The organism is Paenarthrobacter aromaticivorans, assembly GCF_019038615.1.
Lineage (GTDB): Bacteria > Actinomycetota > Actinomycetes > Actinomycetales > Micrococcaceae > Arthrobacter > Arthrobacter aromaticivorans.
This window is the reverse complement of sequence record NZ_JAHOPC010000007.1, coordinates 146635-172494: the sequence shown is the minus strand read 5'-3', so window position 1 is coordinate 172494 and position 25860 is coordinate 146635. Positions and strand designations below refer to the sequence as shown.

23 protein-coding genes, 2 tRNA genes and 1 riboswitch are annotated in these 25860 nt (G+C 62.1%); of the genes, 14 read left to right on the top strand and 11 right to left on the bottom strand.

All coding sequences use genetic code 11. The annotated features are described in order from the left end of the window. Positions 1–8 precede the first annotated feature (8 nt). On the bottom strand, positions 9–665 hold the full coding sequence (locus KSW38_RS13145) for a histidine phosphatase family protein (RefSeq protein ID WP_216925366.1): 657 nt from the start codon (positions 663–665) through the stop codon (positions 9–11). Between the two features lie 114 nt (positions 666–779). Here KSW38_RS13145 and KSW38_RS13140 point away from each other — a divergent pair, with 114 nt between their 5' ends. Beyond that, entirely contained in the window at positions 780–1547 is a 768-nt protein-coding gene (locus KSW38_RS13140) for a CPBP family intramembrane glutamic endopeptidase (RefSeq protein WP_216925365.1), read from the top strand. Positions 1548–1648: 101 nt separating this feature from the next. Here the strand turns inward: KSW38_RS13140 and KSW38_RS13135 are convergent, their stop codons facing one another. Continuing rightward, a complete protein-coding gene (locus KSW38_RS13135) occupies positions 1649–2287 on the bottom strand; it encodes a VOC family protein (RefSeq protein ID WP_216925364.1) in 639 nt (212 codons plus the stop codon). 226 nt (positions 2288–2513) lie between these two features. Between KSW38_RS13135 and KSW38_RS13130 the strand changes: the two genes are divergently transcribed. Both KSW38_RS13130 and metX read left to right on the top strand, forming a co-directional pair. Further along, positions 2514–3830: a bifunctional o-acetylhomoserine/o-acetylserine sulfhydrylase gene (locus KSW38_RS13130; RefSeq protein ID WP_216925363.1), complete on the top strand. Its 1317-nt coding sequence runs from the start codon at positions 2514–2516 to the stop codon at positions 3828–3830. 197 nt (positions 3831–4027) lie between these two features. Next, positions 4028–4142: riboswitch (SAM riboswitch) on the top strand. A 14-nt stretch (positions 4143–4156) separates the two neighbouring features. After that, complete coding sequence (gene metX / locus KSW38_RS13125; RefSeq protein ID WP_216925362.1) at positions 4157–5278, top strand: homoserine O-acetyltransferase MetX; 1122 nt, start codon at positions 4157–4159, stop codon at positions 5276–5278. A gap of 6 nt (positions 5279–5284) precedes the next feature. Here metX and KSW38_RS13120 read toward each other — a convergent pair whose 3' ends face one another. The 3 genes from KSW38_RS13120 to KSW38_RS13110 are packed head-to-tail and all read right to left on the bottom strand — an operon-like array spanning position 5285 to position 7830. After that, positions 5285–5716 (bottom strand): hypothetical protein, encoded by a 432-nt coding sequence (locus KSW38_RS13120; RefSeq protein ID WP_216925361.1) that lies wholly within the window; start codon positions 5714–5716, stop codon positions 5285–5287. A 42-nt stretch (positions 5717–5758) separates the two neighbouring features. Continuing rightward, a complete protein-coding gene (locus KSW38_RS13115) occupies positions 5759–6940 on the bottom strand; it encodes a winged helix DNA-binding domain-containing protein (RefSeq protein ID WP_216925360.1) in 1182 nt (393 codons plus the stop codon). Positions 6941–6984: 44 nt separating this feature from the next. Then, positions 6985–7830: an SGNH/GDSL hydrolase family protein gene (locus KSW38_RS13110; protein WP_216925359.1), complete on the bottom strand. Its 846-nt coding sequence runs from the start codon at positions 7828–7830 to the stop codon at positions 6985–6987. A 76-nt stretch (positions 7831–7906) separates the two neighbouring features. Between KSW38_RS13110 and KSW38_RS13105 the strand changes: the two genes are divergently transcribed. Next, entirely contained in the window at positions 7907–8557 is a 651-nt protein-coding gene (locus KSW38_RS13105) for an alpha/beta hydrolase (protein WP_216925358.1), read from the top strand. Positions 8558–8624: 67 nt separating this feature from the next. On the opposite strand, the gene KSW38_RS13100 is transcribed toward KSW38_RS13105, so the two are convergent. Then, positions 8625–8852, bottom strand: a complete 228-nt coding sequence (locus KSW38_RS13100) for an RNA-binding S4 domain-containing protein (RefSeq protein WP_216925357.1) — start codon at positions 8850–8852, stop codon at positions 8625–8627. 23 nt (positions 8853–8875) lie between these two features. Here KSW38_RS13100 and KSW38_RS13095 point away from each other — a divergent pair, with 23 nt between their 5' ends. The 9 genes from KSW38_RS13095 (at position 8876) to KSW38_RS13055 (ending at position 18964) form a co-directional block, all read left to right on the top strand. Then, complete coding sequence (locus tag KSW38_RS13095; RefSeq protein WP_216925356.1) at positions 8876–9898, top strand: DMT family transporter; 1023 nt, start codon at positions 8876–8878, stop codon at positions 9896–9898. A gap of 129 nt (positions 9899–10027) precedes the next feature. Continuing rightward, positions 10028–11413 (top strand): glycine--tRNA ligase, encoded by a 1386-nt coding sequence (locus KSW38_RS13090; RefSeq protein WP_216925355.1) that lies wholly within the window; start codon positions 10028–10030, stop codon positions 11411–11413. Between the two features lie 2 nt (positions 11414–11415). Beyond that, a complete protein-coding gene (locus KSW38_RS13085; protein WP_216925354.1) occupies positions 11416–12378 on the top strand; it encodes a GNAT family N-acetyltransferase in 963 nt (320 codons plus the stop codon). A 187-nt stretch (positions 12379–12565) separates the two neighbouring features. Then, entirely contained in the window at positions 12566–14062 is a 1497-nt protein-coding gene (locus KSW38_RS13080) for a YibE/F family protein (RefSeq protein WP_216925353.1), read from the top strand. Positions 14063–14128: 66 nt separating this feature from the next. Beyond that, entirely contained in the window at positions 14129–15310 is a 1182-nt protein-coding gene (dusB, locus tag KSW38_RS13075; RefSeq protein ID WP_216925352.1) for a tRNA dihydrouridine synthase DusB, read from the top strand. A 65-nt stretch (positions 15311–15375) separates the two neighbouring features. Then, on the top strand, positions 15376–16692 hold the full coding sequence (locus KSW38_RS13070) for a deoxyguanosinetriphosphate triphosphohydrolase (protein ID WP_216925351.1): 1317 nt from the start codon (positions 15376–15378) through the stop codon (positions 16690–16692). A 26-nt stretch (positions 16693–16718) separates the two neighbouring features. Next, the gene (dnaG, locus tag KSW38_RS13065; protein ID WP_216925350.1) at positions 16719–18617 is read left to right on the top strand and encodes a DNA primase; all 1899 of its coding nucleotides are present in this window, start codon (positions 16719–16721) and stop codon (positions 18615–18617) included. Positions 18618–18703: 86 nt separating this feature from the next. After that, positions 18704–18776, top strand: a tRNA-Asn gene (locus tag KSW38_RS13060). A 115-nt stretch (positions 18777–18891) separates the two neighbouring features. After that, positions 18892–18964: transfer RNA gene (locus KSW38_RS13055), tRNA-Asn, on the top strand. Between the two features lie 46 nt (positions 18965–19010). Here KSW38_RS13055 and KSW38_RS13050 read toward each other — a convergent pair. From KSW38_RS13050 to KSW38_RS13030, 5 genes are all read right to left on the bottom strand, one after another. Continuing rightward, entirely contained in the window at positions 19011–19418 is a 408-nt protein-coding gene (locus KSW38_RS13050) for a hypothetical protein (protein ID WP_216925349.1), read from the bottom strand. Between the two features lie 43 nt (positions 19419–19461). Next, the gene (locus tag KSW38_RS13045) at positions 19462–20745 is read right to left on the bottom strand and encodes an alpha/beta hydrolase (RefSeq protein ID WP_216925348.1); all 1284 of its coding nucleotides are present in this window, start codon (positions 20743–20745) and stop codon (positions 19462–19464) included. 22 nt (positions 20746–20767) lie between these two features. Further along, positions 20768–23266 carry a bifunctional lysylphosphatidylglycerol flippase/synthetase MprF gene (locus KSW38_RS13040; RefSeq protein WP_216925347.1) on the bottom strand — a complete coding sequence of 833 codons (2499 nt, stop codon included), beginning with the start codon at positions 23264–23266 and terminating at the stop codon, positions 20768–20770. Between the two features lie 95 nt (positions 23267–23361). After that, entirely contained in the window at positions 23362–23541 is a 180-nt protein-coding gene (locus KSW38_RS13035) for a YMGG-like glycine zipper-containing protein (RefSeq protein WP_216925346.1), read from the bottom strand. Between the two features lie 60 nt (positions 23542–23601). Then, positions 23602–24831 (bottom strand): multidrug effflux MFS transporter, encoded by a 1230-nt coding sequence (locus KSW38_RS13030; RefSeq protein ID WP_216925345.1) that lies wholly within the window; start codon positions 24829–24831, stop codon positions 23602–23604. Positions 24832–25007: 176 nt separating this feature from the next. Here KSW38_RS13030 and KSW38_RS13025 point away from each other — a divergent pair, with 176 nt between their 5' ends. Beyond that, a complete protein-coding gene (locus tag KSW38_RS13025) occupies positions 25008–25856 on the top strand; it encodes a phage holin family protein (protein WP_216925344.1) in 849 nt (282 codons plus the stop codon). The last annotated feature ends 4 nt before the right edge of the window (positions 25857–25860 follow it).

Here is a 25860-nt window from a genome sequence, read left to right as displayed (position 1 = left end):
GACAAGTGCTAGAAACGCATTCTCGGCGCGTGAAGCACTGAATCGTCAACATCCCTTGGCACCCACTGGCTGAACGGTTTGTCCAGACTGTACTGGCCGTCGTCGGTCCTTATCAGCGTTCGGAGTTCGGCGTTGTCAGGGTTGTTCAGCGATTCGAAATACTCAACAGTCCAGTGGAACCAGCGCATGCAGAACAGCCTCATGGTCAGTCCATGAGTGACCAACAGGGTGTTTGGGGCATACGTCGGCTTTTCCCAATGGCGGTAAAGGGTCTCCATGAACGAGGACACGCGGTCGTAGACATCCGAGCCTGACTCGCCCTCGCGGAACCTGTAGAAGAAGTGGCCGTAAAGGTTGCGCAGTTCCTTCTGGTCCTCGATCTCCCCGGCAATCTGAAAGTTGGCCCAGTCCTGCTCACGGAGCCTGGGTTCTTCGATCACGCGCTCGATCAGCGGTCCCAGGTCCAACGCTTCAAGAGTCTGGTACGCCCGCAAATAGGGGGAGACATAAACGCAGACCTGCTCGCCGTCGAGCTTCCGCCGAAGGGCTTCGCCCGCTATCCGGGCCTGTTCAATTCCGGGTTCGGTCAGCGGAATGCGGTAGTCCGGCACACGGTTGTAGATTGACGTGTCGGCATTCGCGGCTGACTGGCCGTGCCGGATCATGAAGATTCTCCCTGGGGCACTCATCCCACCAAGCATAGGGGGGCTGCCTAAGGGTGGAACGGGAACGTGCGCAGTTCACGGCAAAGTGGCAGGAACTACAGGCAAGATAGGTACATGCTCCTTGCTTCCCGCCGCCGCCTGCGCGCCGAAGTACTCATCGTACTGGGCCTGTCTTTGGGCCAGTCCGCTGTGTACTCCGTGGTGCAGCTACTGGACAAGATGACGCGCGCGCCGCTGTCCGAGGCAACGTCGACGCTTAACAGGTCCCAAAGCACCCGCGAGTACTTCGACCTCACGTACCAACTGCTGGACATTATCTTCGCTTTGGTGCCGGTGGTCCTGGTGTTCTATTTCCTGTCATCGCATGCCCAAGGTGGCCGGGAAAGTGCAAGTGGCTTTGCCCGCCTGGGGTTCAACTTCGCACGCCCCGGCAAGGACCTCTTGCACGGACTGGGACTCGCAGCCGCCATTGGCATTCCTTCACTTGGCCTGTACGCGGCCGGTCGCGCCCTCGGAATCACCACCGCCATTGTGCCCAGCGGCCTGGAGGCTTACTGGTGGACAGTACCTGTGTTGATTCTCTCCGCGATTCGCCACGCGATCGTTGAGGAAGTGATCGTCGTGGGATACCTCATGGACCGCTTCGGAAAATTCGGCTGGAGTACGCCGCTGGCCATTGTCGTGAGCGCGGCCCTTCGTGGCAGCTACCACTTGTATCAAGGCTTCGGGCCGTTCATCGGCAACTTCGCCATGGGCTTGGTCTTCGCCTGGATCTATACAAAGACGAAGCGAGTGATGCCTTTAGTCATTGCACATGCGCTGCTGGACATCGTCGCGTTCGTTGGCTTCAGCCTCTTCGGCAAGGCGATCGGCCTGGGGTAGGGCCCCTTAAAGCTAGTGGACCCTTAAAGAGAAATTCGGCCGCCATCGGTGGGTGACGTCGTTGGCACCCGCTGATGGCGGCCGAAGCTTGAAGGCGTGCGTCAGATGGTGACGGCGCCGGATGCGGTTTCGAAAGTGACGGACATGATGCCAGGCGTACCGTGCGGGGCCATCCACTGGACAGCGACGTCCTCGAGCGGCTTCTCCACGGGTTCGCCCAGCCATTCGGTAACGCGTTCCGCCGAGCCCGCAATCGTGAGGCTGGACATCTTGACGTCACTCTCGTAGACCTTGGACGGGTGCAGTGAGGGATCGCCCTCCCACTTGAGCAGGTACGGCACCTGGGGATCGGCGATCAAGCCGAGAATGCCGATCTGCTGCCACACGAGTTCGCGGCCATCCGGGAACTTGCGGTTGCCCGGAACAGCGGAGCGGCCGAGGCGTTCCTCGAAGGGGGCGAGGTCGTCAACGGCGACGCACCAGCCCATCCAACCGCCGCCAGCCGCCGAGCGTGCGCGGACTGCCTGGCCAAAGGGTGCCTTGTCAGAAGCAGGGTGGTCCAGGACCTCTACGACTTCCAGGTATTTGTTATCCGCCAAGGGAATGATCATGTTCCGGGTGCCGAAGCGCGGGTGCACTCCGCCCCGGACTGCGTCCACTCCCAGAGCTGCGGAAATTCGTTCGGTAGTGGCCAAAAGGCCATCTCGTTCACAAGCGTAAGAGACGTGATCCATGCGCATGGCTTCATCTTGGCACTTTGTGATCGGGGTCTCAGCTAAGGCGAGCCTAACTAACATGGGACGTTATTCCGCGCTACCGGAACGCGTCACGCCGGGTCGCGTAAAGACTGAAAAATACTGTCTTCGTCACAAAACTGTCCAAGTCCCCGGGCGCTTCCTAGACTGGCCCCAGCCCACGCCTACAGCGATCAACGGCAAATCCGCGCGCCACTAAGAGGAGAATTCAATGTCCCAAGGATGGTCTTTCGAAACCCGCCAGATCCACGCAGGCCAGGAGCCTGACTCTGCCACGGGAGCGCGGTCGCTTCCGATCTACCAGACCACGTCCTTCGTTTTCCCGAGCGCAGAGAGCGCAGCCAACCGCTTTGCACTGGCCGAGCTCGCCCCGATCTACACTCGTATCGGCAACCCAACACAGGATGCCGTGGAGCAACGGATCGCCAGCCTCGAAGGCGGGCTGGGCGCGTTGCTCCTTAGCTCAGGACAGGCCGCGGAAACCTTCGCCATCCTGAACATTGCCGAGGCCGGAGACCACGTCGTCGCCAGTCCCAGCCTTTATGGCGGCACCTACAACCTGCTGGCGCACACGCTGAAGAAGTTCGGCATCTCCGTGACGTTCGTGGAGGATCCGGACAACCTGGACCAGTGGCGGGACGCCGTGCAGCCCAACACCAAGCTGTTCTTCGGCGAGGTGGTGTCCAATCCGCGCCAAGACGTGCTGGACATCGAGGGTATTTCGCGCACCGCGCATGAGGCTGGTGTGCCGCTCATCGTGGATAACACGCTCGCCACCCCCTACCTCATCCGTCCCATCGAGTGGGGTGCGGACATCGTGGTGCACTCGGCTACCAAGTATCTGGGCGGCCACGGCGCAGCGATCGCCGGCGTGATCGTGGACTCCGGAAACTTTGACTTCGGCAAGGACCCGGAGCGCTTCCCTGGATTCAATACTCCCGACCCCAGCTACAACGGACTCGTTTACGCCCGTGACCTTGGCAAGGACGGCGCGCTTGGAGCCAACCTCTCCTACATTCTCAAGGCACGTGTGCAGTTGCTGCGTGATCTGGGTTCGGCGGTTTCCCCGTTCAACGCCTTCCTCATCGCCCAGGGGCTGGAAACCCTGAGCCTGCGGGTCGAGCGCCACGTCTCGAACGCCACCAAAGTAGCTGAGTGGTTGGAAGCCCATGACGACGTCGAGTCAGTCGCCTTCGCGGGCCTGCCGTCCAGCCCTTGGTACGACCGTGGCCGCAAGTACGGGCCCAGGGGTACCGGTGCAGTGGTGGCATTCAACATCAAGGGTGGCGTCGAGGCCGGTAAGCGATTCGTCGATGGCCTGGAGTTGCACTCCCATGTTGCCAACATTGGTGACGTCCGCTCGCTGGTTATCCACCCGGCGTCGACTACCCACAGCCAGCTCACGGCCGAACAGCAGTTGGTTGCGGGCGTGAATCCAGGCCTTGTCCGCCTGTCCGTGGGAATAGAGCATGTGGACGACATCATTGCTGACCTGGAGGCCGGTTTCCGGGCTGCCAAAGGCGCTTAGGGGGAGTCCGATTACGGCAGCTGAACCTCGCGTTTGAGCCGTTAAGACAACGCCTGCGCGGCGTGGCCGCCTGTCGACGAAAATTCGCCGGGCGGCCCTCCGCAGTGCGTGTTCCTGAACGAAGCGGCCCCAAACCGTCACACAGCTGTCACATTCTTCGCCAAAACAGCGGTATTTTTCCTAGACTCTACGTATTAGGTCATGAGTGCCAGTGACAGCCCCGGCTTGCTGGCCGGCAACCCTCCTCCGCGGTGGGGTGCCCCGGGTGAAGACCTGGCCTGTCGCACGCAAGGCGGCAGGCAAGCGCGAGGTTAGGTGTCAAAGGAATGACCATTACTGCTACAGCACCCCCAAAACCAGGCAAAGAAGATGGGACGGTCAAGTACGCCGGCGTAGGTTCGCTGGAACTTGAAGCCGGCGGTTTTCTCCCGGACGTTGTGCTTGCCTACGAGACCTGGGGTCAGTTGAACGAGGATGCGTCCAACGCCGTCCTGGTTCAGCACGCACTGACGGGAAGCACGCACGTGGCCCGCGGTGCCACCGATGAGGAAGGCTGGTGGGAGCAACTCGTTGGCCCCGGTGCGACGATCGACACCAACCGGTTCTTCGTCATCTCCATCAACATCGTGGGCGGCTGTTACGGCAGTACAGGCCCGTCGTCCGAGGCGCCAGACGGGCGGCCTTGGGGATCCCGCTTCCCGCTGATCACTTTGCGCGACAGCACGGTGGCCGAAGCCCGCCTCGCGGATGCGTTGGGGATCAAGGCATGGCACGCCGTCCTTGGCGGTTCCATGGGCGGGGCGCGGGCACTTGAATGGGCGGTGACCTTCCCTGAGCGTGTTCAGCGGTGCGCGGTTATTTCTGTCGGCGCCTACAGCACGGCCGAGCAAATCGCGTTCGCCCAGTCGCAGACGCTCGCCATCCGCCAGGACCCGAACTTCAACAACGGCGATTACTACGGCGGCCCAACACCGGAGGCGGGCCTTGCCTTGGCCCGACGCATAGCGCACATCACGTACCGGTCAGCGCTGGAGCTTGATTTCCGTTTCGGCCGGGAAGCCCAGCACCAAGAGACGCCCCTGGCCGCTCCGGTCCTCGGGGAGCGTGGCCGCTACCAGGTGGAAAGTTACCTCGACCACCAAGGCACCAAGCTGGTGCGCCGGTTCGATGCGAACAGTTACATCGCCATCACCGAGGCACTCATGTCCCACGACATCAGCCGGGGCCGGGGCACCTTGCAGGAAGCCTTGGCCACCGCCACTGCTGAATTCTTTGTGGCAGCCGTCGACTCCGACCGCCTTTATTTTCCGGCCCAGTCATTGGAACTGGCGCAAAATCTGCCAGGCAATGTGCCCGTCCACGTGATCGAAGCCCCCATCGGACACGATGGCTTCCTCACCGAAATCGGGCAGCTGTCAGCCCAACTACGCGAGGCTTTCTTCGCCTAAGCCGGCTCATCCGTTCATGATGTCGCCGCGCTGCTTCATGTAGTCCTCCATCGCGATCTCGCCGTTGCTGAACTTGAGGTCCAGTTCGGCGAGCTTTCGCGCGCGGAATCCTTGCTGCTCAGAGCCGCTGTGGCTCGGAAACGTAGGTGAAGAAGCGTTCGACGCCGGTCCTGGCGGCGGTGGGGCATCGGCAGGGCGGATGGTGGTGGGTTCCCCGGGATAGCCCGGGTAGTTCTGGGTGGGATATGGCGGTGCCGGATAATTCTGCTGCGGGTAACCCGGTCCGGGAAGATTCTGCGGAGGATAGCCGGGGCCCGGATAGTTTGGGCCCGGGAAATTACGGTCCTGAAGCCGGCGGGCCCGGGACCGGTTGTAAAGGCGGATCCCCATGGGAATCAGCCACGAGCAGACGATGATCCAGAAGATCAGATTGTTCACGGTGCAGGCCTCCTAGGTCTTAACCCAGCTTAGTCCCGCGGTTCACACCCGCTTTGTCTCCATGCCCAGGAACCTCCCGTAGCGTTCCACTTCTGCATCCAGGGCTTGTTGTTCGGCTGTTGTGACCGGCCTGTTCATCCTGATGTCGAGTTCGCAGATCCCGCCGGAGAAGCCGTGGCGCCACCATCCGGCCAACCTGCCATCCAGCAACACCACGTGAATGGGAGCATCACCCTCCGGGAAATAGGGCGCCCTTCCACCGAGGTAATGCCTCGATTGGGAATAGCCCATCACGTACTCGTCGTAGCACTGGATGAGATCGGCGCGGGGGAGGAGCGGCCCATCATCAGTTGGCGGGGGAGTCACTGCAAGTGCTTCCACGTCTTCGGCTGGCAAGTAGAAATCCAGGCCGTCAATTGCCACAGTCGCCAAGGCGCCAGGCATGGACTCTTCAGCTATCTGTAAGCCAAGCCGTACATCTTTCATGGTCAGTCCCGACCACGCGGCACAGTCCTTGATGGTGGCAGGACCCCGGCTGGTGAAGTACCGCAGGGCCAGCTGGCCCAAAGCCCATTCCCGGTCGTCGCCCGTCAACGATGCGCTGCCATTATCGGGCACACGTTCGTCGAACAAGGCGTACGTCTGTTTCAGTGCACCCCCTGCAGAACGGACCGGGGCGCCGCTCACCAGGATTTTGCTGATCTCCGCGTGCATGAGGTGGTAAACGAAGCCAAGGCCTTTGCCAGGAAAGCCTGCCTGTTCCAGTACCCCGGCTAATTCTTCGCGCGTTTTGTGGGCTCCACCGGCCACCGCCTCGGCAAGGATGTGCCCGCTGCGGGCGGCGGCGTGCTCATCAACTCCCGTCTGCCTGTACATGCCCTTGTTGCCTTGATGAAGGCGCTCCGCAGACAACCCCATCAACCAGCCGAGATCGTCGCGGTGCACAAAATGCCACGTCGGCCGCAGGATATGCGTCCGGAGGATCCGGCCGTCAGCCACCGCCTGCTCAACATCATCGGCAGTGTTCCCTAGCGCCCGCCGGGCAGTGCTCCCTAGCGTCCTCTGGGCAAGGCTCCATCTGGCGTAGGGAAATTCCTGCGACTGCACCGCGAGGAGGTTTCGCAGCACGTCATCAATGGTTTCGCCGTAGGGAGCCCGCAACTGCTGTCGCCGAAGTCGCAGGCCCACAACATCGTCCGGTGCCAGCGAAATGTCAGCGTGCATCGCGGAGCTCCTTCCGCGCGTCAACACTGCAAGCGCCCCTCACCCTAACCACGCGGCAGCATGGTGCCGTTGGGACCAAAGACCGGTCCCGGCGTCGGGCGTTTGGGGGTAATACCGTCGCCGGAGGATCGATGCCGCAACCTGCGGATAACCCAGGGAACAAAGTACTCACGGGCCCACACCAGATCTGAGGAACGGGCCTCACGCCATGTGCGGACCGGCAGGGGCTTCGGCACCAAGGGTTCGAGGGTGTGCTGGACGTTCAGGGCTTCCAGCACCATCATCGCGATGGTGTGGTGTCCCAGCGGTGAGAAGTGCAGGCGGTCTTCGTCCCACATCCGGGGATCGGCCAACTGCCTCAGGGACCACATATCCGCGATGATTGCGTCGTGCCGTGCAGCCACAGTCCTAAGGTTTTCGTTGTAAATGGCCACCTTGCCACGGATGCGGCCCAACACCGAAGACGCAGTGTCCGGTCCGTTGAACAACACCACAGTGGCACCACCGGAGCCCAGTTCCTGGACTGCGGCGTCCAGCTTCTCCGCCAACAGGTCCGGGTCGCCACCGGGCCGGATGAGGTCGTTGCCGCCAGCCGAAATCGAGACAAGGTCCGGCTGGAGTTCCAGGCAAGGAGCAATTTGTTCATCCACGATCTGCTGCAGCAGCCGCCCACGGATAGCAAGATTGGCGTAAGCGAAATCCTCATGACCGCGGCCCAGTTCTTCCGCTACACGGTCAGCCCATCCGCGGAAGCCGCCGGGGTTCTGCGGCTCGGGATCACCGATACCTTCCGTAAACGAATCCCCCAGTGCCACGTAACGGCTCCAAGGGTGTGTTTGAACCGGTTCGCCCGGCTTCACCAATGAATTGACGTCACTCACGCTTTCCATCCTGCCTTGAACCTGCGAACCTGCGAACCTACGCCACCGTAGGTTGTTACCCATCAGTAACTGCAAGAATAGACCCATGACTGAAGCCGTTGCATTCCCCACGCCCGTTGTCCTGTGGTCCCATGACGAAGCTGAACGGGAGGGCAAACCGCTTCTGGTGCTGCTGCATGGCTACGGCTCCAATGAGGACGATCTCTTCAGCCTCGCCGGCCTGCTTCCCGAGGGCTTTGTGGTGGCTTCCCTGCGCGCGCCGATGCCCATGGGCCCCGGCTTCACCTGGTTCCCGCTCACCGCGTCAATCGATTACTCGCTGGAAGCAGTAAAGCTTGCCGCGGAGTATGCCCTTGAATGGTTGGATACGGTCAGAGCCAATCATTCTTCAGTGACGCTTCTCGGCTTCTCCATGGGCATGGCCATGGCGACCACCATGCTCCGGTACCGTCCCACGGACTTCGCTGCCGTCGTCGGGCTTTCGGGTTTTGTGGTGGACGCGGGCGACGACCCCGCCTTCCGCGATGCCGAACTGGACGGCACCTTGCCGATGTTCTGGGGCCGCGACCAGCAGGACCCCGTCATCACTCCGGACAAGATCGAATACACCATGGGATGGGTGCGCAAGCACGTGGACCTCACCAAGGTGCTCTACACGGGCATGTGGCATGGCATTAATCAGCAGGAAATCGGCCATGTAGGCGAATTCCTGACGCACAAAGTCCTAGCGTCTTAAAGCAACGCGGGGTCACTTACGGCCCATAAATGGCCTCACCATGGGCCCTAAGTGACCCCGCGTTGTTTCAGGCGGTGGTGATCCGGACAGTCTGGCCGTTGACGGTAACGGTATCTCCGGCGTGCAGCTGGCGGCCGCGGCGGTCTTCGATTTCGTCGTTGACCTTGACCAAGCCGTTCTTGATGAGCTCCGTTGCTTCAACGCCGTCCTCCACGAGGTTGGCGAGCTTCAGCAGCTGGCCGAGGCGGATCATGTCGTCGCGGATGGGGATCTCTTCGATTTCCGGGTTGCTCATAGAGCAATGATGCCTGAAGTAGTGTGGTGACGGTGCCGAATCCTTCCCACCGTCCCACCATTCCGCTTGCCCTCGGGCTCCCGCTTGCCTTGGTCACAGGCCTGGTCCTGCCGCTCCAAGGACGCATCAACGGGGCGCTCGCCATCAAGCTGGAGGACGGCATTGCCGCTTCTGTGGTGAGCTTCACCACAGGCCTGTTGGTGATCGCGGCGATATCGGTTCTTACGCCCAAAGGCAGGTCGGGGCTGCAGAGCATCCTTCCGGCGGTCCGCAACCGCAGCTTCCCGCCCTTCTACGTCATGGCCGGAGCTGTTGGCGCCCTTTTCGTCATTGCGCAGTCCTTCACGGTCGGCCTGCTGGGCGTCGCGCTGTTCACCGTCGCCACCGTCACCGGACAGACCCTCAGCGGCCTGCTGGTGGATCGGATGGGCATCGCTCCCGGCGGCAAACGCTCCATCACCGCCGTGCGGGTCGTGGGAAGCGTGCTCACCGTGGCCGCGGTCGCCTGGGCCGTGTCCCCGCGCTTTGGGGGAACGGACGACGTCGGGGCTTTGGTGCTGCCGGTCATCCTGCCTCTGGTGGCGGGTTTCCTCATGAGCTTCCAACAGGCCATGAACGGGACCGCCACCGTCCACTACGGCACCCCCATCGCGGCCACGCTCGTTAATTTCCTGGCCGGTTCCGCCGTCCTCTGGGTGGCCTTGCTGATCAAGCTTGCCGTAGCTGGCTCCGGGAATCCCCTTCCCTCCGAGTGGTGGTATTACGTCGCCGGACCGTTGGGATGCATCGCCATCGGCCTGGCAGCCCTCCTGGTGCGGAGCCTTGGTGTGCTGATTACCGGTCTTGGCATGATTGCCGGGCAGCTGGTGGGCTCGCTGGTGCTCGACGTCGTGATCCCCACTGCCGGGACGGTGATCGCCTTGCCCACGGTGCTGGGCACGCTCTTGACCCTCGCGGCGATCGTCGTGGCCAGCCTTCCCTGGCCAAAGGGATCCTTCGCACGAAGGCAGGTGCCAAAGGCCGGTAGGGTAAGTAGAACGCAGTAGTTGACGCAGTAGAACCAAGTAACCAACAGCATCACATCCCCAGCACCCCGCCGGACAACCACGTCCGGAGTCCGGGGCCAAACCACCGCGGACCGCACCCAGCGGCCCTGTAGAACAAATGGAGTACCCATGGCAGCAAAATCCGTCCTTGACCAGGTCATTTCCCTCTCCAAGCGGAGGGGCTTTGTCTTCCAGGCCGGTGAAATCTATGGTGGCTCGCGTTCGGCGTGGGATTACGGACCCCTTGGTGCGGAACTGAAGGAAAACATCAAGCGCCAGTGGTGGCAGAGCATGGTGCGCGGCCGCGAAGACGTCGTAGGCTTGGACTCCTCAGTCATTCTTCCCCGCCAGGTTTGGGAAGCCTCCGGCCACGTAGAGGTGTTCTCTGACCCCCTGGTGGAATGCCTTTCCTGCCACAAGCGCTACCGTGCTGACCACCTCGAGGAAGAGTACGAGGAAAAGAAGGGCCGTCCCGCCGAGAACGGATTGAAGGATATTGCCTGCGCCAACTGCGGCACCCGCGGCCAGTGGACCGAGCCGCAGGAGTTCTCCGGCCTCCTGAAGACCTTCCTTGGCCCGGTGGCCAACGATGAAGGCATGCACTACCTGCGCCCGGAAACGGCCCAGGGCATCTTCGTGAACTTCAACAACGTCCTCACCACCTCCCGGAAGAAGCCGCCGTTCGGCATTGGCCAGATCGGAAAGTCCTTCCGCAACGAGATCACGCCGGGCAACTTCATCTTCCGTACCCGCGAGTTCGAACAAATGGAGATGGAATTCTTCGTCGAGCCCGGCACGGATGAGGAATGGCACCAGTACTGGATGAAGGAGCGCATGTCCTGGTACACCAGCTTGGGCATCCGCGAAGAAAACCTCCGCTTCTTCGAGCACCCGCTTGAGAAGCTGAGCCACTACTCCAAGGGCACCACGGACATCGAGTACCGCTTCGGCTTCCAAGGCTCCGAGTGGGGCGAACTCGAGGGCATCGCCAACCGTACGGACTTCGACCTCTCCACGCATGCCAAGGCCTCCGGTACGGACCTGAGCTACTTCAACCAGGCCACCAACGAGCGCTACACCCCCTACGTGATCGAGCCCGCGGCGGGCCTGACACGTTCCTTCATGGCCTTCCTGATTGACGCCTACACCGAAGACGAGGCTCCCAACGCCAAGGGCGGCGTCGACGTCCGTACGGTCCTGAAGCTGGATCCGCGGCTTGCGCCGGTCAAGGCAGCCGTCCTGCCCCTGAGCCGCAACGAGGACCTGTCTCCGAAGGCAAAGGCGCTGGGCACCCAATTGCGCAAGAACTGGAACATCGACTTCGACGACGCCGGCGCCATCGGCCGCCGTTACCGTCGCCAGGATGAGATCGGAACTCCGTTCTGCATCACGGTGGACTTCGATACCCTCGAAGACCAGGCCGTGACCATCCGTGAGCGCGACACCATGAGCCAGGAACGCGTGTCCCTGGACAAGGTTGAGGCTTATCTGGCAGCACGTCTGATCGGCGCCTAACCGTGGCTTTGGAATACCGCGAGTGGAAGGAAGGCGACGACCTCGCCCTCCTGGAAATCTGGGGCGGGCCGGAGACCCTGCCTGCAGAACAGTTCCGTGCTGCTTTGGCGCCGTCGAGCAACCAGCCTTGGCGTCGCTGCATCGTTGCCGAGGATGTCGTTGACGGCGTTCGCATCCCCGTTGCCGCCGGCGTGGTCCACGAGGCTTCGCTGCACCCTGAACGTCTGTGGGCCTATATCGAGGTTGCCAAGGACCATCGCAGGAACGGCGTCGGAGCCACCCTGCTGACCATGCTGCGCCGCGAAGCCGGGAACTCGCCGTCGGGCGTTTCCAAGCTCCGCACCAAAGTTGAGCCGGGCACGCCCGGGGCCGCTTTCGCCGAGGCTGCAGGTCTTGGACCCATCCAGCGTTCACAGTTGGTTGTGGTGGAGCCTGAGCCGCTGAAGCTGCCGCGGTTCGGCGATGGTTCTGAAGAAGCTGCCTCTGAACGGGTGGAGGACCTGGCCACCGGATCCGTGGAACTCAGCGAAGTAGTGGGCAGCTACTACTCAGCCGTCCATCACTGGGACAGCCCGGGTGAGCTCAGCGTTGCTACTGTGCAGCGGCTCTTCCTTCACGATCTCACGGGGGCGCACGGGGCCATTGTGCTTCGTGCACCGAAGGCAAGTGCCTTTGGCGAGGGAGTGCCGGCCAGCCGAAAAGGCAAGATCCAGGCCTTCGCCATCAGCTACGCCCAGGGCAACTCCGAGGAGCCCTCGGATGTCTTCCTGGGTCACGATCCGAAGCTGTCCGCCGACGACGCAGAGTCTGCCGTCCGGGATCTTCTGGCCCTTATTGCGTACCAGCACCCCGTGCTGTTGGAAGTGGACGAATCCATGACGGCACTGCGCAGCGTCCTGGCGCCCTTGCTGGAGTCGGGCAAGGCCCACGTTCGTGGCGCTGACACGCTGATCGTGAGCGACTGACCACGTATCTGCAGGTCCGGATCCCGCTTTGCCCATCGCCGATGGGCAGGGCGGGATCCTCGCTTTAAGGCGAAGCACGGTGGATGGAACCAACCGATAACGGAGCCAACATTGCGTGGACGCGTGCGTACGCGGCAGCTCTTGCGGGTGATCCGGCTAGGCTTGAAGCCATGAGGTTTTGCAGCTGATGGGTCACGGACACTCCCACGGTCATTCTGAAAGTTCCGAGCCAACTCCGCAGGCGATTGCATCCCGGAAGCGCGCCAACTGGCTCCTGGCTGCGGTGCTGGTTCCACTTGGAGTGCTCACTGTCATCGCCATGATGGTCATGTGGCCCTCGGGCAGCCGGGACGGAATCTCCTTTGCGAGTCCCTACCAGGCTGCCCCTGGCGTGACGTTCGATACCGGAAAGATCCAGAGCGTGGTGCAGGAAAGCTGCACACAAACCGGACAATCCACGCAAGGACAAACAGATACTGGCCAGACTGACACGGGTCAAACCGGTGCAGGCCAGTCCGGCGGATCCGACTGCACCTTTGCCTTCACCCAGCCGGACAAGGGCGGGGAAGTCGTCAAGGTAGTGATCAACCCCGACGTCGCCAAGTCCCACGGCGTGGATGTGGGGGACTCGATCAGATATCTGAACCTCTCCGGTGTCCAGGGCGCATCGCAAGGTAACGGCTCGCCGTCGTACGTTTTTGTGGATTTCGTGCGCAGCCTGCCGATTGCCCTGCTGGCTGTGCTCTACGCGGTAGTAGTGATCGCTGTGGCGCGCTGGCGTGGCTTCCGGGCCCTCCTTGGCCTGGTTGGCGCTTATGCCGTGCTGGTCAGCTTCATCCTGCCGGGACTGGTGGAAGGGAAGCCTCCACTCATGCTGGCTTTGGTGGGTTCCACAGTGATCATGATCGGGGTCTTGTACTTCGCCCACGGTTTCTCGGCGAGGACCTCCACGGCCCTGCTCGGTACCATCTTCGGGTTGGGCATTACAGCGTTGTTGGCGGCGTGGGCCACGGATGCTGCCAACCTTGCAGGCGTCGGCGACCATGACGCTGCCACGCTGATAAACATGTCGGACAAGATTTCAATCTCCGGCATCATCCTGTGCGGCCTGATCATCTCAGGCCTCGGCGTCCTCAACGATGTCACCATCACGCAATCCTCGGCTGTGTGGGAACTTTACGAACTGGCCCCGAACACCAGTGCCCGGAAGCTGTTCTCCTCGGCGATGCGGATTGGCCGGGACCACATCGCCTCCACCGTTTACACCATTGCCTTCGCGTACGCTGGTGCCGCCCTTCCAATTCTCATCATCGTGATGCTTTACGACCGCCCACTTGCCGAGGCCTTGACCAGTGCGGAGTTGTCCGAAGAAGTCATCCGGACACTCGTGGGCTCCATCGGCCTGGTGCTCGCCATCCCGGTTACCACGCTGATAGCCGTCCTGGTGGTCAAGGCCACAGGCGTGAAGGGTGCAGTCCCGGCGCCCGCTCTGTCCGTGAATCCGGACGACGTGGACGATACCGGTACGCTCGCAGCCGCGGCCGCCGTCGTGGGTTCCGGCCGGGTAGAAACGCTCGACGGCGGTCGGTCTCCGCGCGCCGTCGGCAAGCCTGCCCGCCCGGGGAGCCGCCGTGCCCAGCGTGAGGCGGAGCGCCGCGGTGATGGAGAAAATCCCGCACCGTAACGCCGGAGGAGCATGGTCCGTGGCGCCAGGAGCAGTCGATTTGCCCTGATTTGCAACAATGGATGGGTGACTGTAGTAGCAACGCCCCCTGCCCCAAAGCTTGAGCTTCCGCCTTTGCAGCTCGGTGGGATCACCGTGGACACTCCCGTGATCCTTGCCCCCATGGCGGGCATCACCAACTCAGCCTTCCGCAGGCTCTGCCGTGAATACGGTGGTGGCCTGTACGTGGCCGAGATGGTTACCTCACGTGCGCTGGTGGAACGGACCCCGGAATCGTTGCGCATCATCTCGCACGACGAGGATGAGAAAGTGCGTTCCGTGCAGCTCTACGGTGTTGACCCCGTAACGGTCGGCGCGGCAGTCCGCATGCTCGTCGAGGAAGACCGGGCTGACCACATCGACCTCAACTTCGGCTGCCCGGTGCCAAAGGTCACCCGCCGCGGTGGCGGTTCCGCGCTGCCATGGAAAATCGATCTCTTCACGTCGATCGTGCAGACCGCAGTGAAGGAAGCCTCCAAGGGTGGCATCCCGCTCACCATCAAGATGCGCAAGGGGATTGACGATGACCACCTGACGTACCTCGACGCCGGACGGATCGCCCGCGATGCGGGAGTGGCCGCCGTCGCCCTTCACGGCCGCACCGCAGCCCAGTTCTATTCCGGCCAGGCTGACTGGTCCGCCATCGCCCGCCTTCGTGAGGCACTGCCTGACATTCCGGTGCTGGGAAACGGTGACATCTGGTCCGCCGAGGACGCTGTCCGTATGGTCCGGGAAACCGGTGTGGACGGCGTTGTGGTAGGCCGTGGTTGCCAGGGCCGTCCGTGGCTGTTCGGTGATCTGCAGGCGGCGTTCGAAGGCAGCGAGCAGCGGCACCGTCCGGGCCTGCGGGAGGTCGCCGAAGGCGTCTACCGTCACGCGGAGCTCATGGTGGAGACCTTCGGCAACGATGAGTACAAGGCACTGCGGGAAATCCGAAAGCACATGGCCTGGTACTTCAAGGGGTACGTCGTTGGCGGGGAGCTTCGCGCCAAGCTGGCCACGGTTCCCACCCTCGAGGTCCTGCGCGGACTCCTTGAAGAGCTGGACATGGATTTGCCGTATCCTGGCATCGATTCCGAGGGTCCGCGCGGCCGTGCCGGATCACCGAAGAAGCCCGCGCTGCCCAAGGATTGGCTCGTGAGCCGTCAGCTGAACGCGGAACAGAGTGCCGAAATCTCCGCAGCAGAGCTGGACGTGTCAGGCGGCTAGCTTCACACGTGTAAGACTGGCTCAAGAGGCACCACTACTACGGCGCTTGAAGGAGGCAGATACCCATGGGAACCGAAGCGATGCTGGGCCGCACTGGAACACCGCACGACTACGTGCTGGCAATTCCGGGCTACACGGAAGCGGATTCTGCGCGGTGGGTGGAAGAACCGCGTAAGACTACGTACCGCTCCGATTTTGAACGCGACCGGGCACGGGTCCTGCATTCCTCGGCCCTGCGACGGCTGGGCGCAAAAACGCAGGTTGTTGCTCCGGATACGGACGATTTCGTCCGCACCCGTCTGACCCACAGCCTAGAGGTTGCGCAGGTTGGCCGCGAACTTGGCCGTTCACTGGGCTGCGATCCGGACGTCGTGGATACTGCGTGCCTTAGCCATGACCTCGGCCACCCACCGTTCGGCCATAACGGTGAGTCTGCCCTGAATGAGGTGGCCCACACCATTGGTGGCTTCGAAGGCAACGCGCAGACGCTGAGGTTGTTGACGCGCCTGGAACCGAAAGTCCTTGCCGAGGACGGCAGGCCCGCCGGGCTCAACCTGACCCGCGCCAGCCTGGATGCTGCGTCCAAGTACCCGTGGTCCGCCGTCGACGCCCCCGTCATCCATGGCCACCGCACCAGCAAGTTTGGCGCGTATGAAGACGATCTTCCCGTGTTCGAATGGCTGCGTGAGGGCGCTCCGGGTAACCGCTCCTGCATAGAGGCCCAGGTGATGGATCTCGCGGACGATATTTCCTATTCGGTCCATGACGTCGAAGACGCAATTGTCGCAGGCCACTTCCAACTGAAGTGGATGGAGAATCCGGACCACCGTGCCCGCGTGGTGGGTTACACCAAGCAGTGGTACCTCCCGCACAACGATCCGGCTGACATTGACGCTGCCCTTGCCCGGCTTGAGGCCACCAAAGTGTGGGTCCGCGAGGCTGATGGCAGCCGGAAATCCATGGCTGCGCTGAAGGACATGACCAGCCAGCTCATCGGCCGGTTCTGCCAAAGCGCCATGGAAACCACAAGGGACCATTTTGGCCCGGCAAACCTGACCCGCTATGGCGCCGAGCTGATGGTCCCCGAGGACACCGTGACCGAAATCGCGGTCCTGAAAGGCCTGGCCACCACGTTCGTCATTTCCACGGACCACCGCCAGCCCGTCTACGAACGCCAGCGGGAAGTCCTGCACGCCTTGGTTGGCGTCTTGAACGCCACAGGCGACCGCCACCTCGAGCCGATGTTCGCTGCTGACTGGCGTGACGCGGCCGACGACGGCGCGCGGCTGCGTGTAGTGATTGATCAAGTGGCGTCTCTGACGGATGGTTCAGCGCTGGCCATGTACGAGCGCCTGGTGGGGAGCCTGCCGTCGCTCTGGTAGCACCGCCAAGCGGCTAGGATGGTCACGTGGCTGGCTTGATCAAACGTGAAGATATCGACGAAGTCCGCCAGCGCACCGACATCAAGGAAGTCGTTGACGGTTACGTCACCCTGAAGAGTGCTGGCTTGGGCAGTTTCAAGGGACTGTGCCCTTTCCACGACGAACGCTCACCATCCTTCACTGTGCGCCCCCAAGTGGGTAGATATCACTGTTTCGGCTGTGGCGAAGACGGAGATGCCATCTCCTTCGTCCAGAAAATGGACCACAGTTCCTTCCACGAGGCAGTGGAAAAGCTGGCCGCCAGAATCGGCTACGAGTTGCGTTACGAGGATGGCGGCACCGGTCCGAGCCGCGAAGAAGTGGGCAAGCGCCAGCGCCTCCTGGATGCCCATAAGATCGCCGACGAGTTCTTCCGGGCCCAACTGCTGACCCCCGGAGCCGCCGAGGGCCGCAACTTCCTCGATGGCAGGGGCTTTGACCGCGCGGCCGCCGAGCACTTCGGCGTGGGCTATGCGCCGCAGGGCTGGGATTCGCTCCTTAAGCACCTGCGCGGGCGTGGGTTTACCGATGCTGAGCTCAAACTGACTGGCATGTTTTCCGAAGGAAACCGGGGCATCTACGATCGCTTCCGTGGCAGGCTCATTTGGCCCATCCGGGACATCGCCGGCGACACTATCGGCTTCGGCGCCCGGAAGCTCTATGAGGACGATCAGGGTCCAAAGTACCTGAACACTCCTGAAACCACTCTCTACAAAAAGTCCCAGGTCCTCTACGGGATCGATATCGCCAAGCGCAACATCGCCAAGGACCGGCAACTCGTAGTGGTTGAGGGGTACACCGACGTCATGGCCTGCCACCTTGCAGGAGTCACGACGGCGGTGGCAACCTGCGGCACGGCGTTCGGCACCGAACACATCAAGATTGCCCGGCGCCTGCTTTCGGACGACGGCACCGGGGGAGAGGTGGTCTTTACCTTCGACGGAGACGCCGCTGGCCAGAAGGCCGCCCTCCGCGCCTTCGAGGAAGACCAACGATTCGTCGCGCAAACGTACGTCGCAGTGGAGCCCACCGGCGCTGATCCGTGTGATCTTCGTCAACTCAAGGGCGACGCCGCAGTGCGCGAACTCATCGAGAGCAGGAAGCCGCTCTTCGAGTTCGCGATCCGTGCCTCGCTCCGCAGGCACAACCTGGACACAGTGGAAGGCCGCGTCGCGGCGCTGCGGGAAGCCGCGCCCGTTGTGGCACAAATCCGCGACTCCGCCATCCGCCCCGCCTACATACGCGAACTCGCTGGCTGGTTGGGCATGCCGATTGAGGAAGTCAGCCGTTACGTTGGGGCGGCAGCCAAGCGCGCGGCATCCGGCGCTGCTCCGTCCGGCACTAATCCGCCCGGTACTGCAGAGCAATCCTCGACGGCGGCAGCCCCGCCGTCGAGCGGTCAGGTCTTCAACCGTCCTGATCCTCGGGACCCCGTGGCAGGGATGGAACGCCAAGCGCTGGAAGTGGTCCTCCAGGAGCCCTCAGTCCTGGGCGACGGCGCATGGGAGCGCTTTGAGGCGTCCCATTTCGCTACTCCGGCGTACGCGGCGGTGCACGCAGCCATGCGTGCCACAGGACTGGCCCACGCAGCTGATCCCGTGGCATGGGTGGAGCACGTCCGGCAGGAAGTTCCGGAGCCTCTTCGGCCCTTGGTTTCCGAGTTGGCGGTAACTCCTTTGCCGGCCAGTACGCCGGAGGCCATGCAACGGTATTGCCGGGACATTTTGGCGAGGCTTTTCGAACTGCAGATCACCCGCATTAAAGCGGACAAGATGGGCCAGCTGCAGCGTCTTGACGCAAGCGCATTTCCCGAGGAATTCCAGCGTCTGAACCGCGAACTGATGGTGTTGGAAATGCAGCGTCGAGCCCTGCGTTCAGACTCCTGACCGTCCGCGCGGAAGGTCGCCGGAAGCGGCCTGGGTGCTCGATTTCGTTTTCCGGCGGGGCCCTGTTAAGCTAGTAACCGCTTCATTCCTCCGTAGCTCAATTGGCAGAGCATTCGACTGTTAATCGAAGGGTTACTGGTTCAAGTCCAGTCGGAGGAGCGCACAATACCCCCGTTCCGGTGTTTCGGAACGGGGGTATTTTTATACCCACTAGGGGTATATCCGCCCGATTAGCATTCGCATAAAACCTTTGCTAAAGTCATAACCGCTTCATTCCTCCGTAGCTCAATTGGCAGAGCATTCGACTGTTAATCGAAGGGTTACTGGTTCAAGTCCAGTCGGAGGAGCGCAAGGACCCCACACCGGTTTCGTACTGGTGCGGGGTCCACTTTTTTACACGAAATCCATCTCCACCTGGAGGAACCGTGCGGCTTCGGCCACGGCTGCCAGGAAGGCTTCCTGTTCGGTGGGGGGTGTCCGCGGTTCGCGCGGATGCCATTCATGGGGGGCGGAGTAAACGCGCGTGAAACCTCCGGCCGGAGGCGCATAGAAGATTCCAAACCGCTGGACAGGCCACTCGGGTGAGGTTTCCGGGGCAACCAGCAACGCGGCGTCCGCTTCGGGGTTGTACCACTGGGCGATGGGCCGGCGGCGATCATCCGTGAAAAGGCCTGCCGCATAGAGTGCCGCAGACTGGGGACTGGTCACAGAGCACAAGCGGTCCCACCACAGCGGCAGGATGCGTTCATCCCGTCGCTGCCAAGGTGCCGGAAGCGGCTGCAGCTCTTGCCAATGTGGCACATCTCAACTTTATCGCCGGGGACGGGCCGGCAACAGGGCCTGCCTAGCCGGACAAACCAAGCCTCGGATACAGCACCTCGAAGCCCTTGGTCAGTCCGGCGTTCAAGGCGATGCCTACATGCCCGCCGTTTGGCACCTCGTAATAGGACACCGTCATTCTCGAAGCTTTTGCAGCTGCGGAGACAGCCTTCGCAGCTGCAACATAGGTCACATCATCCGAGCCCACGGTGAAAACGGCAGTGGTGTCTGGAAATTGCTTACCTTTCATGATGTTGATGGGCTTCTGTGCGTCATAGGCCGCCTGGTTGCCGCTAAAGATCTCCGCCAAGTTGCCTGCAGGGTCCTCCGCCCCGGGAAACTCCTCGCCGGAGATATCCACCACGTTGCCCCACATCTTCGGGTATTTGAGCGCAAAGGAGATGGCGCACTGCCCGCCGTTGGAGTATCCGGCGATCGTCCAATGGTCGCGGTCCGGGAGGATGTTCAGGTTCGCCTTGGCCCAGTTCACCACGTCAACGTTGATGTACGTCTCCACGTTTCCGTACTTGGCTGTGTCCAGGCACAGAGTGTCGTCTTGATCCGGTCCGATCTGGTCGGCCACGATCGCGATGGGCGCCAAGCCGTTGTTCTTCGCAGCAAATTCGTCCAACGCGGCCGAAACGTACTGGGGGTCAGGGAGGCCGGGCTGGCCCATCATGAGGACGAACAGGGGCAAACGGGGTGGGTTCTCCGTCAAGGCAGCCGGCGGCAGGTAGATCCCGGCAGGGCGGGCGTTGAAACCCGAGGCGGTGGCTGGAATGACCTGCGTTCCTACCTCGCCCTTTGTTGGCATGTTGGCTGGCGGTTTCCAGTTCTGCCAGAGGGGCCCGGAAGGGATGGGAGCGTCCGGGTCCGGCTTGCTCAGTCGGATGGCTTCCTCAGTGGAGATCCCCAGCGCTGAGCCCAGGGTCCTGTTGAGCCCGAACTCCATGTTGACGCCCAGCGCAGTGACCAGGAGGAACACAGGAATCGATATCGCCGCCACCACTTTCCGCCACCGGGGACTGTGGCGAAAACTAACCACGGCCAGTCCAAGGGCAGCGAAGCCGGTGATCACCCAGAACCACACGCGAGGTGTCAGGCCCACGTGGAAGACGTCCAGGACATCCTCCACAATCCAGACCGTAAACCAACCGAGCGCTGCTGTGACCACAATGCCAACCACCGCGGTGATGACCCAGCGCGAAGACGGCCTGAGGAACAGCAACAGGAAAAGCCCGACGCCGATGACCACGGCTATCGTCATGACCACCGGGCCGCTGATTTCGATTTCCAGGAGCCCTTTCATGACTGTTGTGTCTGTCCCGCGGTCATGCGGCGGGTTCCCGGGCAACCATTTGCCGTAGCAATCCTGCGCTCTGTGCCCGGGACAACCCCGGCAAGTACGCCAAGCCAACAGCAAGGCCTATCGATGGCAGGGCCAGTGGGTCCCGGTAATACATGTACAGAGTGCGGTGCTCGGGCTGGAACCGAGATTTGAAGGCTGCCAGGGACTTGAAGCCGTACATGGGTTCCAGTGCATTGCCCAGCATTGCCAGAACCCGATCCAAGGCACTGTGGTCACCGTCGTCCGTCGCGGCCCCTGTGTTGGCCAGCGGGGAGCCTGACAACGAGATGTGGGGAACGTCGTCCTTGAAGTGCGTCACGGCAGAGGCGATCAGGAATTCCATGACCCCTTTGAAACCAGTTGTCCGGCGGCGCATGAAGTCCAAGGTCCACCCCGACACCACGCCGTCGGTAAAGACCGGCAGCCAGCTTGTGACCCCATGGACCAGGCCATCGTCGTCCACCGCCACGCAACACATGACTTCGGGATCCTTCAGTTCATCGAGTCCGCCCAAGGTGAACCCCATCTCGGGCAGGGCCTTGTCCGCCACCCACTCTTCCGAGATCTCGGCAAGTTGTGCACGGATTCCCGGTGGCATCTCCGCGTAGTGGTACCAGTGGTCTTTGATGGACAGCTTCTCAGCCCTGTTCAGAGCGGTCCGGACGTTCTGCCATTCCTTGCCTTTGAACGTCATGGCCTGGATGTTCAGCAGGGTTTCTTCCGCCACCTCCAGTTTGCGGAAGCCGCGGGGGAGGAGAGCCTCGTCAAGCTCCGACGTGGCCGAGTAGAAGCACGGTGTGAGGCCCAGTGCCGCGCAATGGGCCAGGAAGCCTGTCGCAGCCTCGGTGTGGTGCTGGCGGGCCCCGAATGGACCCGCCACCGTCAGGGCCACTCCGTTGTGCACCTGGTAGGCGAGGCCAGCCCTCCTGTCGGGCGTGAACCAGTATTGGTTGTTGTCCCACAGTGCCATCCAGGACAAGGTCCCCCCGCCGTCGTGGAGCAATTCTCGGGTGTGTCCCAGGTCCGCGGCAGGGTCTTTTGCCAGCGTCCGGAACCGCTGGAAGTTGTTCAGGACCATCACAAGGATGCAGAGCCAGATGACGTCCCCGCCCAGTCCGTAAAGAACAGTGCTCAGCAATCCCTGCGGCAGTTCAACGACGAACGGAACGGGGAAGGGCACCAGGATATGGGTCAGTTGGCCTGCGAGGTCCCACAAGGATGAGCGGTTCGGGTTGCCCTCTACAAACCAGAAGACCACGTAGAGCGCCGCCGCCACAGCAGCCATGATGAGGGTTGTCCGGCCCAGGACGCGATATCCGGCGTCGCTGGATTCCACCCGGAATTTGTGGCGGTTGACCAGCAGCAGGGCCGCGATGATCAGCGGCGCCAGGATGGCGGGAACGGCATAGAGCAGGAGGTAACCGACGTCGTCATTGCCCAGTGTCACTTCCGGATCCGTCACGTACTGCAGGATTGCCACGCTCGTCACGAACGCCAGGTAGAGCTGGATGACCAGGGTCAGTCTGTAAGCGAGGCGGCGACCCCGGCGCAGTCCCTCAGCACAGACAAGCAGCAACAGCACCGGGATAACTGTGAGGATGGTGGCGCCGAAACTCTGCACGCCCACAACGCTCTGCAACGTGACGCAGCTCTTGTCGTTGTCGCAGGCTTCCTTCACTTCGTCCACGCTGGGGCTTGCCTGCAGCATCACCTCGGAAACCACAGAAAGCGGCCCGACCTCCAACGTGCCCGTCAACTGCGTGAGCAATGGCCCCAGGGCGAACACACCAACTACGGTGCCCACAAGGAACCGGGTCTCACGAAGGCTCGAGGAATGAAGGGAGCCCGCACGCCGCCGCAGCACCAGGGTTTGGACGGCCCAACCGGCCAGAATGCCGATGACAGCGCCGGCAAGGGCCTGGAGTGTTTGTGCGACGCCTACAAACAACGCGAACATCAGCGTGGCGGCCAGCAACCATGTCCGGAGGCGACGACGCCAGAGTGCCTCCAGTGCCGCCGTCGAACATCCCAACGCAGCGGCGGCACCACCGTAGGCGCCCACAACGTACTCGCCACCAAGAAAACTCAGCCATTGGTCGCTGTTGTCCGTTCCAAAAGCAACCAGCCCCATCAGCACCAAGGCGCTCAGGGCAGAACCAAAGATAAATGCTGCCAGCGCCAGCCATGGACCCATGGTTCGCTCGGCGATACCCACGCCGACCAGGATCAAAACGCTGCATGCCAGATAGTCCAGTAAGGATGAGGCAAAGAAAGATGATGTGAAGATGGACCAACCCGGCCCCGCATCCAGCGCCAAACCCAGCCCGACCTGCTCCAGGAGTGCCTCGTTGGGTCCGGCGATAAGGCTCCCCGTAACTGCGCCGACAACCCAAAGGAACAGCACGAGTCCCAAAGTCAGGGGCAGCCGCCGGATGGCCGCCAGGCCGTAAACAGTGCCCGTATATCCGACAGCCGCACTCATGTGATGTCCCCTTCACCGGCGAAGCGGGGGAAACCCCCGGCTGGCCACCATTCTGCCCTGCCAGGCGGCCTAAGGGGAGGGCTTACACGGGGACTTTAGTCTCTATTCCAGGGGCCAGGGTTCACCCGGTACAGCAGGGCCGCTCCAATGACGGCGCCAAGTATCGCCCCGAATAGTGCACTCCCGGCCAGGCGGCCCAACAGCGCCCCGACGACGGCGCCAAGCACGGCCCCGAGGAAAAGGCCCCTACCGTTGCGGTGCGGTTTCTTGGTCATGGTCACAGCCTATGGTCCAGTTCTGGGGAAAGCCGTACTAGTGGATTGACGGGACAGTCACTAATGAATTGACGGGACAGTCCGGGGCCGGACCACGAGCCACAGTGCGGCGATCGCTCCGGTGATGCAGACAGCCTGGACCGCGCCCATGGGTACCGCAGAATCGACACCCAGCCAGCCCACAACAGGGGGGACGATGCCCGCCATCATGAATTGTGCTGCGCCCAGGAGCGATGCCGCCGTCCCCGCCTGGGCTCCATGGTTCGCCAAGGAGAGGACTTGGACGCAGGGGAACAGGAAGCCCGTAGCGCAAATGTAGAACCACAGCGGAATCAGGATGCCCCAGAGACCCACGTGCAGGAGATCGAGCACGATAATCAGGGCCGCCATAAGCAGCATGAACACCGTGGCTCCGGCCACGATCCACTGGGGAGCCACGCGCCGGATCAACCTTGAGCTGATCTGGACGCCCGCCACGATACCCAGCGAATTGACGCCGAAGAGGAGGCCGTATTCCTGGGGAGAGAAATCATAGATGTTCTGGAAAAGGAAGGTGGAGGCGGAGAGGTAGGCGAACAAACCACCGAAGTTGAGGCTGCCTACCATCAACATGCCCACGAATATCCGGTCCGTCAATACGGTCTTGTACCGCTGCCGCACCGTGACTGTGGATTTTCCGCGCCGTTCCGCCGGCAGGGTTTCGCGAATAAAGAAGATCGCGGCCAGTATCACCAACGTGCCGTAGCAGGCCAGAAAGTAGAAGATGCCGGGCCACGGGAACACCAGCAGCAGCTGCGAACCGATGATTGGGGCCAGGATCGGGGCCAGCCCGTTGACCAAGGACATCCGGGAGAACATGCGGACCATCGAATAGCCGTGGAACAGGTCCCGGACCATGGCCATCGCGACGACGCCCCCACCCGCTGCGCCGATACCCATGAGCACACGGAACAGGGACAGGAACCCGATGTCCGGAGCCAACGCAGCGCCCAACGATGATCCGATATGCAGGGCGGTGGCGAGGATCAAGGGCAGGCGACGGCCAAACTTGTCGCTGAAGGGACCAACCACCAACTGTCCAAGGCCAAACCCAACGGTGGTGCCGGTCAGCGTCAGCTGGATCGCCGTGGCTGAAACGCCAAAACTCTCCTCCAATGCAGGGAACGCAGGAAGGTAGAGATCCACCGTGAAGGGCCCCAGGGCAGTCAGGGCACCGAGAAGGACAATGTAGACAAGCTTTTCGCGTCGGCTCAGGGAATCGCCCGGAGCAATGGGATTGGTCACGATCATCTATCCTATGGCCGTCACATCATATTTATGCAGCTACGTCAGGCGCGCCGCGGTGGCATCGGCGAAAGTTGAGCCGGAACCTGAATGATAGTTTTGAGGACAGGTGCCCGCGGCGATCTTTTTCCGGCCGCGTTCGCCCGACACGATGCCCAGAGGAAGCAGTTAGGCGGAACCCAATGAGTGGACGTCACACCGGCCGGACCAGCACGCGACCAGCCATCCGTACTTTGCCGAAGACCCTCAAGCTCGTTACCCGTTTGGCTCCCAGGCAACTCAACGATGAGATCGCCCTTGCCAAGGTGGAACTCAAGCGCAAGGCCACCCAGGTTGGGGTGGCCGGTGCGTTCTTTGGCGTAGCCCTTGTTTTCATGGCGCTCCTGGTGATCGCGCTGGTGGTGGCCGCGATTCTTGGTTTGGCTACCATCATGCCGGGCTGGCTTGCAGCGTTGATCGTTGCAGCGGTCTTTCTCGTGATCGTCGCGCTCGGAGCCTTGATCGGGGTCGCCAAGTTCAAGAAGGCCATGCCTTTGATCCCTGAAGACACCATCCGCGGGCTCAAGCACGATCTGGGAATTGCGAAGGAAGGCTCGGCCTTCGATGAATCGATCCTCGATCCCAATTCGCCCGCTGCCAAGGCGGAGAAAGCCGCCAAGGAAGCTGCCGCCGAGAAGGCGAAGGCAGAAAAGGCTGCAAAGGAAGCTGCCAAGGAAGCGGATGCCGCCAAGGCGCCCACAGAGGCGGAACTCCGCCTGCGCCTGAACAAACGGCGCGAACACCTCACCGGCGTGCGCGATGAACTTGGCCAGCAGTTGGACGTCAAAAAGCAGGGCCAGGCTTTGCTGGGAACAGCCACCATGAAACTCCAGGAGGGAAAGGACTTTGCTTCCGCGAAGTTCGCTGACCTTGGCGAGGCCGTTCCCGAGGACCTCACCGGTCGCCTTGCTTCCCGATGGAAGGACCTCGTTGCTTTCGCCGCCGCGGCTGTGGTGTTCGTGGTTGCCCTGCGGAAGCTGCTGAAGAAGTAGCAGC

Excerpts from the sequence above, each read along its gene's own strand:
- KSW38_RS13110 (WP_216925359.1), bottom strand. The coding sequence starts at position 7,830 with ATGGAAAGCGTGAGTGACGTCAATTCATTGGTGAAGCCGGGCGAACCG.
- KSW38_RS13100 (WP_216925357.1), bottom strand. The coding sequence starts at position 8,852 with ATGAGCAACCCGGAAATCGAAGAGATCCCCATCCGCGACGACATGATC.
- KSW38_RS13035 (WP_216925346.1), bottom strand. The coding sequence starts at position 23,541 with ATGACCAAGAAACCGCACCGCAACGGTAGGGGCCTTTTCCTCGGGGCC.
- KSW38_RS13070 (WP_216925351.1), top strand. The coding sequence starts at position 15,376 with ATGGGAACCGAAGCGATGCTGGGCCGCACTGGAACACCGCACGACTAC.
- KSW38_RS13080 (WP_216925353.1), top strand. The coding sequence starts at position 12,566 with ATGGGTCACGGACACTCCCACGGTCATTCTGAAAGTTCCGAGCCAACT.
- KSW38_RS13115 (WP_216925360.1), bottom strand. The coding sequence starts at position 6,940 with ATGCACGCTGACATTTCGCTGGCACCGGACGATGTTGTGGGCCTGCGA.
- KSW38_RS13045 (WP_216925348.1), bottom strand. The coding sequence starts at position 20,745 with ATGAAAGGGCTCCTGGAAATCGAAATCAGCGGCCCGGTGGTCATGACG.
- KSW38_RS13140 (WP_216925365.1), top strand. The coding sequence starts at position 780 with ATGCTCCTTGCTTCCCGCCGCCGCCTGCGCGCCGAAGTACTCATCGTA.
- KSW38_RS13040 (WP_216925347.1), bottom strand. The coding sequence starts at position 23,266 with ATGAGTGCGGCTGTCGGATATACGGGCACTGTTTACGGCCTGGCGGCC.
- KSW38_RS13030 (WP_216925345.1), bottom strand. The coding sequence starts at position 24,831 with ATGATCGTGACCAATCCCATTGCTCCGGGCGATTCCCTGAGCCGACGC.
- KSW38_RS13130 (WP_216925363.1), top strand. The coding sequence starts at position 2,514 with ATGTCCCAAGGATGGTCTTTCGAAACCCGCCAGATCCACGCAGGCCAG.
- KSW38_RS13105 (WP_216925358.1), top strand. The coding sequence starts at position 7,907 with ATGACTGAAGCCGTTGCATTCCCCACGCCCGTTGTCCTGTGGTCCCAT.
- KSW38_RS13135 (WP_216925364.1), bottom strand. The coding sequence starts at position 2,287 with ATGCGCATGGATCACGTCTCTTACGCTTGTGAACGAGATGGCCTTTTG.
- KSW38_RS13145 (WP_216925366.1), bottom strand. The coding sequence starts at position 665 with ATGATCCGGCACGGCCAGTCAGCCGCGAATGCCGACACGTCAATCTAC.
- KSW38_RS13090 (WP_216925355.1), top strand. The coding sequence starts at position 10,028 with ATGGCAGCAAAATCCGTCCTTGACCAGGTCATTTCCCTCTCCAAGCGG.
- metX (WP_216925362.1), top strand. The coding sequence starts at position 4,157 with ATGACCATTACTGCTACAGCACCCCCAAAACCAGGCAAAGAAGATGGG.
- KSW38_RS13025 (WP_216925344.1), top strand. The coding sequence starts at position 25,008 with ATGAGTGGACGTCACACCGGCCGGACCAGCACGCGACCAGCCATCCGT.